Below are 6,729 nucleotides of genomic sequence, written 5' to 3'. Positions count from 1 at the left end.
AACGCGGCGGGGTTGCCGGTGTTCAGCTTCAGGATGCGGTGTCCCGCCGCCTCCAGCCGCATCGCCTCCTCGAGCACCGGGCCACGGATCTCGTAGTGGATGTTCTCGAGCTTGGCCGACTGGAACAACTGCATGAGGGCACGCTCCCCTGCCTGGTCGGATCAGTGCTGGTCCATGTGAGGAGGCGAGCCGGTCACGACCGGGCCGAGGAGTGACTGCCGAGCTCCAGGTCCATCGGCAGGTCGCCGCGGCTGCTGATCTGCAGCTTGCGGTACACCCGGGTGAGGTGCTGCTCGACGGTGCTCACCGTCAGATACAGCTTCGCCGAGATCTCACGGTTCGTCAGTCCCTGGGCCGCGAGCGTCGCGACCCGCTGCTCGGAGCTGCTGAGCCGGGCGTCCGCCCGGGGCTCACCCTGCTGCGGACGGCTCCGAGCCGTCTCCGTCACAGGGGCGTCGGGCAGGATGTCCCGGCACATCGCTGTCGCCCCGCACTCTCTGGCCAGGTTCCAGGCCGTACGGATCATCGTGCTGCCCCTGGCGGGCGCGCCGCCCTCCGTCTGCGTCACCTGCCCGAGATCGGCCAGGACGCGGGCGGTGGCCACCCGGTCTCCCGAGCGGCGCAGTTCCTCGTGCGCCTGCCCGAGCAGAGCCAGTCGCTGCTTGGGAGAGGCGGCCGTCAGGCCCCGCACCCGCAGCGACAGACCGCGCACCCAGGGCCGCCGCGCGTCCGGCAGGGCGAGCTGCGCCACCGCCATCCGCTCCGCCTGCTGCGGCCGGCCCAGCCGCAGCAGCGCCTCGGCGGCGTCGGTCCGCCACGGGATGTAGGCGGGGCGGTCGATGCCCCAGCTCTCCATCACCCGGCCGACCTCCAGGAAGTCGGCGAGCGCCGCCTGCGGCTGATTACCCGTCAGCTGGTGCAGCCCCCGGGCCCGCAGGAACGCGAGCCCGTGCACGCTGCCGAGGAGTCCGGCGGGTGCCGGCTGGTCGATCTGCCGGGAAGCCTCCGTGTACTGGCCCATGGCGCTGCGGGCGCACACGAGGACGGCGGCCGGCGCGTACCGGTACGCGGAAGAGGACGTCTCCGGCAGCGTGTCCAGCGCCCGGGAGGCGTGCAGGGCGGCGCCGCGCAGGTCACCGGTGTGCAGCAGCGCCTCGGCGTGCTGGGTGGCGAACACCGTGCCCCAGCCGGGAGCGCCGCGGCGCTCGGCGTCCTCCATCAGCTTCCGGGTCCAGGACACCGCCCGCTCGGGCCGGTCGGAGTGGATGAGGGATTGCAGCGCCTGGCTCATGGGTCCCAGGGTGGCCTCGGTCAGCTGGGCGGAGCGCAGCAGCCGCTCGCTCTCGGCGGTGTCCGCGTCGAGCATGGTGTCGAGGGGGGAGACGGCCGCCTCGGCCCGGTCCTCGTCCCGGTACAGCTCCGCCGCGTCCTGGAAGCGGCCCTGGACCAGGAGCAGTTGCGCCAGCGGCTGGACGTGCTCCCGGCCCAGGCGGTCGGCGCGCAGCGCCGCCAGCGGCGCCTGAAGGTGCTGTTCGGCCGCGGCCGGGTCGAACCGCCACGCCACACGGGCCAGCCGCATCTTGACGGCATCGCGCCGCTCCTCGTCCGGGCAGGCGGCGTGCGCCAGTTCCAGCAGGCGTACGGCCTGGCGGGCGTCGTCGGCGGTGAGCAGTTCCTCGGCGGCCGTGCGCAGCAGGTCGGTCTCGGCGGGCGTGGCCTGCCAGTGCGTGCCGTCGTCCGCGCCGGAGGCGGCCAGCAGGTGCTTGGCCGCCGCGTGCGCCGGTTCGCCTTCCGCACGCAGGATCATCGCCGCCCGGCGGTGCATGCGCACCCGCTCGGCCACGCCGAGTTCCGCGAGGACCGCCTCGCGGATCGAGGCGTGTCCGATCCGGCCGCCGTCCAGGATTCCGCAGGCCTCCAGCCCGGCCAGCCCCGGGTGCGCGGCGGCCGGCGTGACGCCCAGCAGCCGGGCGGCCCGCATCGGGGAGCAGAGGTCCCCGAGGAGAGCGGCGGCCCGGGCGACGGAGGCGGCCACCGGGCCGCCGCGGTGCAGACAGGCGGCGACGGCCTGCGCGAACGGCCCGGCGGGCTCGGGCAGGAACTCCCCGGCCGCGCCGTCCTTCCCGCGCCCCTGGTGCCCCTCGTACTCCTCGAGCTCCTCGAGTTCCGCCAGGAGCGCGCGCAGCAGCAGCGGGTTGCCCCCGCTGAGCGTGTACAGGCGATCGGCCAGCTCGGGCCTGCCGCACGTCCGGGCCGCCTCCATCACGTTCGCGGCGGTCAGCCGGCTCAGCCGTATCCGGCGGAACGTAGGCTGCCGCATCAGCTCGGTGGTGAAGGCGGCGTCACCGGAGCCGTGGTGGGGCGTCGCGGTGAGGACCAGCAGGACACGGGCGGAGCGGGCGTGCCTGGCCAAGTACTGCAGATGGGCGAGGGAGTCGCCGTCGGCATGCTGGACGTCGTCCACGTACAGCACCACGGGGGCGGATTCGCTGAGCTCGCGCACCCCGGCGCAGAAGGTCTGCATGTCCTCGGCGCGCGACGGCACCGCACCCGGCGCCGTGGCCACCGTCGCCGCGAGCGACCGGTGGCCTCGCACCAGTTGGCGCAGCACGCCGAGCCGTACGTCGTGTTCGTCGGGGAAACCGACCGCGCCCAGGACGACCGCGCCGACCGCCGACGCCCGCTCCACCACGGCGTCGACCAGCGCGCTCTTGCCGCACCCGGCGGGACCCTCGATCAGGACCGTGCGCGAGCCCCCGGCCGTGCAGTCCGCGAGGGCCTTGTCCAAGGTGCCGATCACCGCTGTCCTGCCAACGAACGTCATAGTCGCCCCGTCCCGGGTAGTCCACCCCTAACTTCGACCAGCCTGGACGGGGCCCCTACAGGGGTGGTCGAGCCGGACCGGAGCAGCGGCGAGCCGGATCGCGCGGGTCCGCCCGCAGCACCCCCGCGTCCCGCATCTCCTCCACCCACAGCTCGAGGTCGGCGCGGGCGTTGTCGGGGGTCGTCTGCCACAGCTCCGCGAGAGCCCGGGAGGCCTGTGGCACATCCCAGTCGTGACGGCGCAGCGTGATCCACATGAGGGTGCCCAGGGGAGAGCAACTCAGACGGCGGGCAGGGCGGCCCGGGGTCTCCGCCACCATGTCCAGGTGCCCGTCCGCGCCCACCTGGACACTCACCCCGGGCACCGGTCGAACGCGCACACGCACCTCCAGGCCACGAGCCGTCCCAGGGCTCCCACGGACAACGCTTCCACAGGGGGCAGGAGGAACCGGGAAAACACAGGCCGTCTGCTGGGGACAGCAATCCATCGTGGTGGCCCCCGCTCATGCGTGGCAACAGAGTCGGACCCCCTACAAAGAGGTCGGCAAAGGAGCCGGAACATAGGGGTGGTGCGACCGTTGTGCCTGCACAACCCGGTCGTGGAACGTGACACCGGAGAAATCCAGCCGGTTCGCGGCGAGAATGTCGGCCGAATCAGCCGAATTCGGCCGGGAAGGTCCCGCGAGGAAAAGGACAACCGGAAGTCCTCCCGGTTTCACCGGCCCTCCAACGCCGCTACAGCGGCGAAACCATCATGAGTGGTGGGCGAGAAGGCGAACCGAAAGGACGGTACGACCATGACCGTGACCATGACCGGCGACCTGAGCGGTACCCTGCACCGGTTCCTGACCCGCTACTCGGCCCAGGCGCGCAACAAGGAGATCGCGCGCACCCTGGTCGAGGCCGCGGGCCGGGGCGAGCCGAACGCCGTCGCACGACACTGGAGCCCGGGGACCACCCGGGTCCCCGCCCTCGCGTGTGACAGCATCCTCGCCGAGGACGACCGTGTCACCCTGCGCATCAGCGCCGTGGACGGCGAAGACCCCCGGTGCCTCGTCGTGGAACTGCGCTTCGACGACCACGGGCGCCTCGTGGAACACCGGGGCTTCCCGGTCCACGCCGTCGCCGGGTGAGCGTCCCCGCCGCACGAAACCGCTTCGGAATCCGGTCGGGACCTGCTGGAGAAAGCCGAGGTGGACCGGGGAACCGCACTAGCGTGGAGGGTGCCGAGCCAGAGGAGGCCGCGATGGACGAGTGGCTCGCCACCCAGCATCTCCTGCCCCCGGTGGCCCGCCCCTTCCGAGCCCGGGACCCCAAGCCGGTGCCGGCCCCCGGTACGGGTCTCGCCATCCCCCCGGCATGCCCACGCGCGTACACCGTGGGATGCCGTTGAGCCCACTGCCGCGGTTGCCGGGCGGCGGAGGAGGGGACGAGGCGCACAGCGGAGGGGTGCAGCGCAGATGACCGACGACCGCACGGGCGCCATGGCGCCGCCGCTGTACGCCGTCCTCGACCCGTGCCCCCGGGCGTCCGGCGGCCACGTGCTCCAGCTGTACGGCGCGTTCGACCCCGCCGCCTTCCCACGCGCGCTGGACCACCTCGCCGTCGGGCACCAGGACCGGCGGCTCGCGGGCGCCCGGCTGGTGTGCACGGGCCCGGACCACCACGTCGTCGACCTGTCCGGCACCGGGCACGGCGGTGCGCTCCCGCCGTACCCGGCGGGCCTGCTGGCCGACCTGCTCACCGGCAGCCCCGTGCTCGATCCCGGCCCCGGCTCACCGGACGCGGCGCGCGGCGGTACGGCCGCGACGCGCACCGGCACGCTCCGGCGCACCCTCGCGGTCACCCCGCAGCAGCACGCCTGGCTCGCCGGCACCCTGGCCCACCCCGAGCGGCAGATCGAGCAGTTGTCCTGGCGCTGGTACGGGCCGCTGGACCAGGCCCGGTTCACGGCCGCCTGGCAGTCCGTCGCCGAGCGCGAGACGGTGCTGCGCACCGCGTTCGTCTGGGAGCCGGCACCGCGTGCGGTCCTGTTCGACACCGGATGCGTACCGGTGACCCGCCACCCGTACGACTCGGTCGCCCGCCACGCCGAACTGCGCGCCGCCGAGCGGGAGCGGGGCTTCGACCTGCGGTGCCCGGCCCTGTTGCGGGTCGCCCTGCTGGAGCGGGCCGCGGGCGGCCCACCGGCCGTCGACGTGCTGCTCACCTACCACCGCGCCGCCCTGGACGGCCTCAGCGCGCGCATCCTGCTCCAGGAGGCCTGCCGCGCCTACCTCACCGGCGGCTCGCTGCCCGGCGGCGAGCGCCGCCCCGACATACGTGACTACCTGGACTGGCTCCACGAGCGCGGCCCAGCACCCGGTCCCCCCGACCGGCGGGAGCACACCGGAGGGGCGGGACCGTTGGGTCCGTCCCGCGCGTCCCGCCCGCGTCGCCGGCTCCCCCCGCCGCCGGGGCCGCCCGGCCCGTCCGGTGTGGGCCGCTGCCGCACCGGGCTGTCGCGGCGCGAGACCTCCCGGCTCGCCCACTGGGCGGCGCGCTGGGGCGTCACCGAGAGCGGCGCGCTGCACGCGGTGTGGGCGATGTTGCTGTACCGGGCGTCCGGTGCCGCACCCGGCGGCGCCACCGTCTCCTTCGGTCTGACCTCCTCCGGGCGCGGACTGCTCTTCGACGGTATCGAACGCACCCCCGGCCCCTTCGAGCATCCCAGCCCGCTCTCGCTGACCGTCGATCCCGACTGCCCCGTGCCGCGCCTGCTGAGGCACCTGCGCGACCGGGAACTGGAACTGGCGGCGCACGAGCAGGACCGGATGCGGCCCGGGCCCGGCCCGGGGGAGGGGCCCGCCGCGACCCTGATCACCTTCGAGCACGGGCGGCCGTGCCCCGACGCCGCACTCGGCAAGGTCCTCACCATGCATGGCGTCCACCTCGAACAGCAGGACCCTGCCGGGGCGTTGGGGGCATACGCGCTCGCGGTGCGCGCCTATCGCGACGGCGCGGGCCGCCTGGTTCTGACCGCCGGGTACGACCGCGGACGGGTGGAGCGCACGACGGCCGAGACCATGCTCGCGCACAGCGCACGCCTGCTGCGCACCCTGCCGGACACGGCGGACGAGCCGACCACCGTCGCCCAGACGCTCGGTGTGCTGTCCCGGGCCCTGTCGCCCCGGCAGCACGGCGCCGCCGGGCCGCTCGAGGACGCGGCGGACGCCGGCCGTGCCGACGGGGTGCTCGTCCCGTTGCGACCGGGAGCCGGCCGGGCCGCGACGGTGTGCCTGGTGCAGGCGCCGGGCGCGCCCCAGTTCGACCTCGGTGAACTCACCCGCCGCTTCGGTGGCCGGGGCCCGCTGGTGCTGATGGACGCCGCCGCGGCCCTGGCCCCCGCCGCGGCCGCCGCCGCGCTCGCGGCACACGCCGGTGACGCCTCGCGCCTGGTGCTGGGCGGTTTCTGCGGAGCGGGCGCGGTCGCCGGCGCGATCGCGCGGGAGCTGACCGCGCGCGGGGCGCTACCGCCACGTGTCGTGGTCGTCGCCGCGCGGGGCACCACCGGCGCCGACATACGCGCGCTGGCCGGGGCCCTGACCGCGGCCACCGCGCGATGAGCATCTGACGACGTGCGCTGATCCGAGGTCCGGGAGGGTCATCTCTGCGGCCACCCGATGTCGTCGTCACAAACCCCCCGCGCCGGTCCCGGCACCTTCGGTCGGGTCTCCCGTGCGTCGGCAGCACGGCGGGCAGGAACCGGGTGCTTCATGGACGACTCCTGGTCGAGGACGGACAGCACGGCAGCGCAGGCGGCCTGACACTCGAGAGCATGGCCGGAGTCGCTGGAAAACCGCTCAAGAGCCGCACGACGATGTCATGAGACCGCCATGAGAACGGCGGCACAAGCGGTGGCAAAGC

Annotated in this window: 4 protein-coding genes and 1 pseudogene; 2 read left to right on the top strand and 3 right to left on the bottom strand. The window is 74.4% G+C overall.

Going from position 1 to position 6,729, the window contains the following annotated elements; genetic code table 11:
- The 3 genes and pseudogenes from ACFY01_RS45190 to ACFY01_RS45180 form a co-directional block, all read right to left on the bottom strand.
- Nucleotides 1-134, bottom strand: a pseudogene (locus tag ACFY01_RS45190) (aminotransferase); the annotation flags it as partial.
- Nucleotides 135-193: 59 nt separating this feature from the next.
- Nucleotides 194-2,824, bottom strand: coding sequence for an AAA family ATPase (locus tag ACFY01_RS45185; RefSeq protein ID WP_390741614.1), 2,631 nt, complete (start codon nt 2,822-2,824; stop codon nt 194-196).
- Nucleotides 2,825-2,879: 55 nt separating this feature from the next.
- Entirely contained in the window at nt 2,880-3,179 is a 300-nt protein-coding gene (locus ACFY01_RS45180; protein WP_390741613.1) for a PqqD family protein, read from the bottom strand.
- 441 nt (nt 3,180-3,620) lie between these two features.
- Here ACFY01_RS45180 and ACFY01_RS45175 point away from each other — a divergent pair, with 441 nt between their 5' ends.
- Together ACFY01_RS45175 and ACFY01_RS45170 are read left to right on the top strand one after the other, a co-directional pair.
- Nucleotides 3,621-3,956 carry a hypothetical protein gene (locus ACFY01_RS45175; RefSeq protein WP_390741612.1) on the top strand — a complete coding sequence of 112 codons (336 nt, stop codon included), beginning with the start codon at nt 3,621-3,623 and terminating at the stop codon, nt 3,954-3,956.
- Nucleotides 3,957-4,283: 327 nt separating this feature from the next.
- The gene (locus tag ACFY01_RS45170) at nt 4,284-6,428 is read left to right on the top strand and encodes a condensation domain-containing protein (protein WP_390741611.1); all 2,145 of its coding nucleotides are present in this window, start codon (nt 4,284-4,286) and stop codon (nt 6,426-6,428) included.
- The last annotated feature ends 301 nt before the right edge of the window (nt 6,429-6,729 follow it).

The organism is Streptomyces sp. NPDC001480 (assembly GCF_042894725.1).
GTDB lineage: Bacteria > Actinomycetota > Actinomycetes > Streptomycetales > Streptomycetaceae > Streptomyces.
This window is presented reverse-complemented; position numbering and strand designations above follow the sequence as displayed.

What these genes read in the sequence shown, in the direction of transcription:
- ACFY01_RS45185 (WP_390741614.1), bottom strand. Translation starts at nt 2,824, where the DNA reads ATGACGTTCGTTGGCAGGACAGCGGTGATCGGCACCTTGGACAAGGCC.
- ACFY01_RS45175 (WP_390741612.1), top strand. Translation starts at nt 3,621, where the DNA reads ATGACCGTGACCATGACCGGCGACCTGAGCGGTACCCTGCACCGGTTC.
- ACFY01_RS45170 (WP_390741611.1), top strand. Translation starts at nt 4,284, where the DNA reads ATGACCGACGACCGCACGGGCGCCATGGCGCCGCCGCTGTACGCCGTC.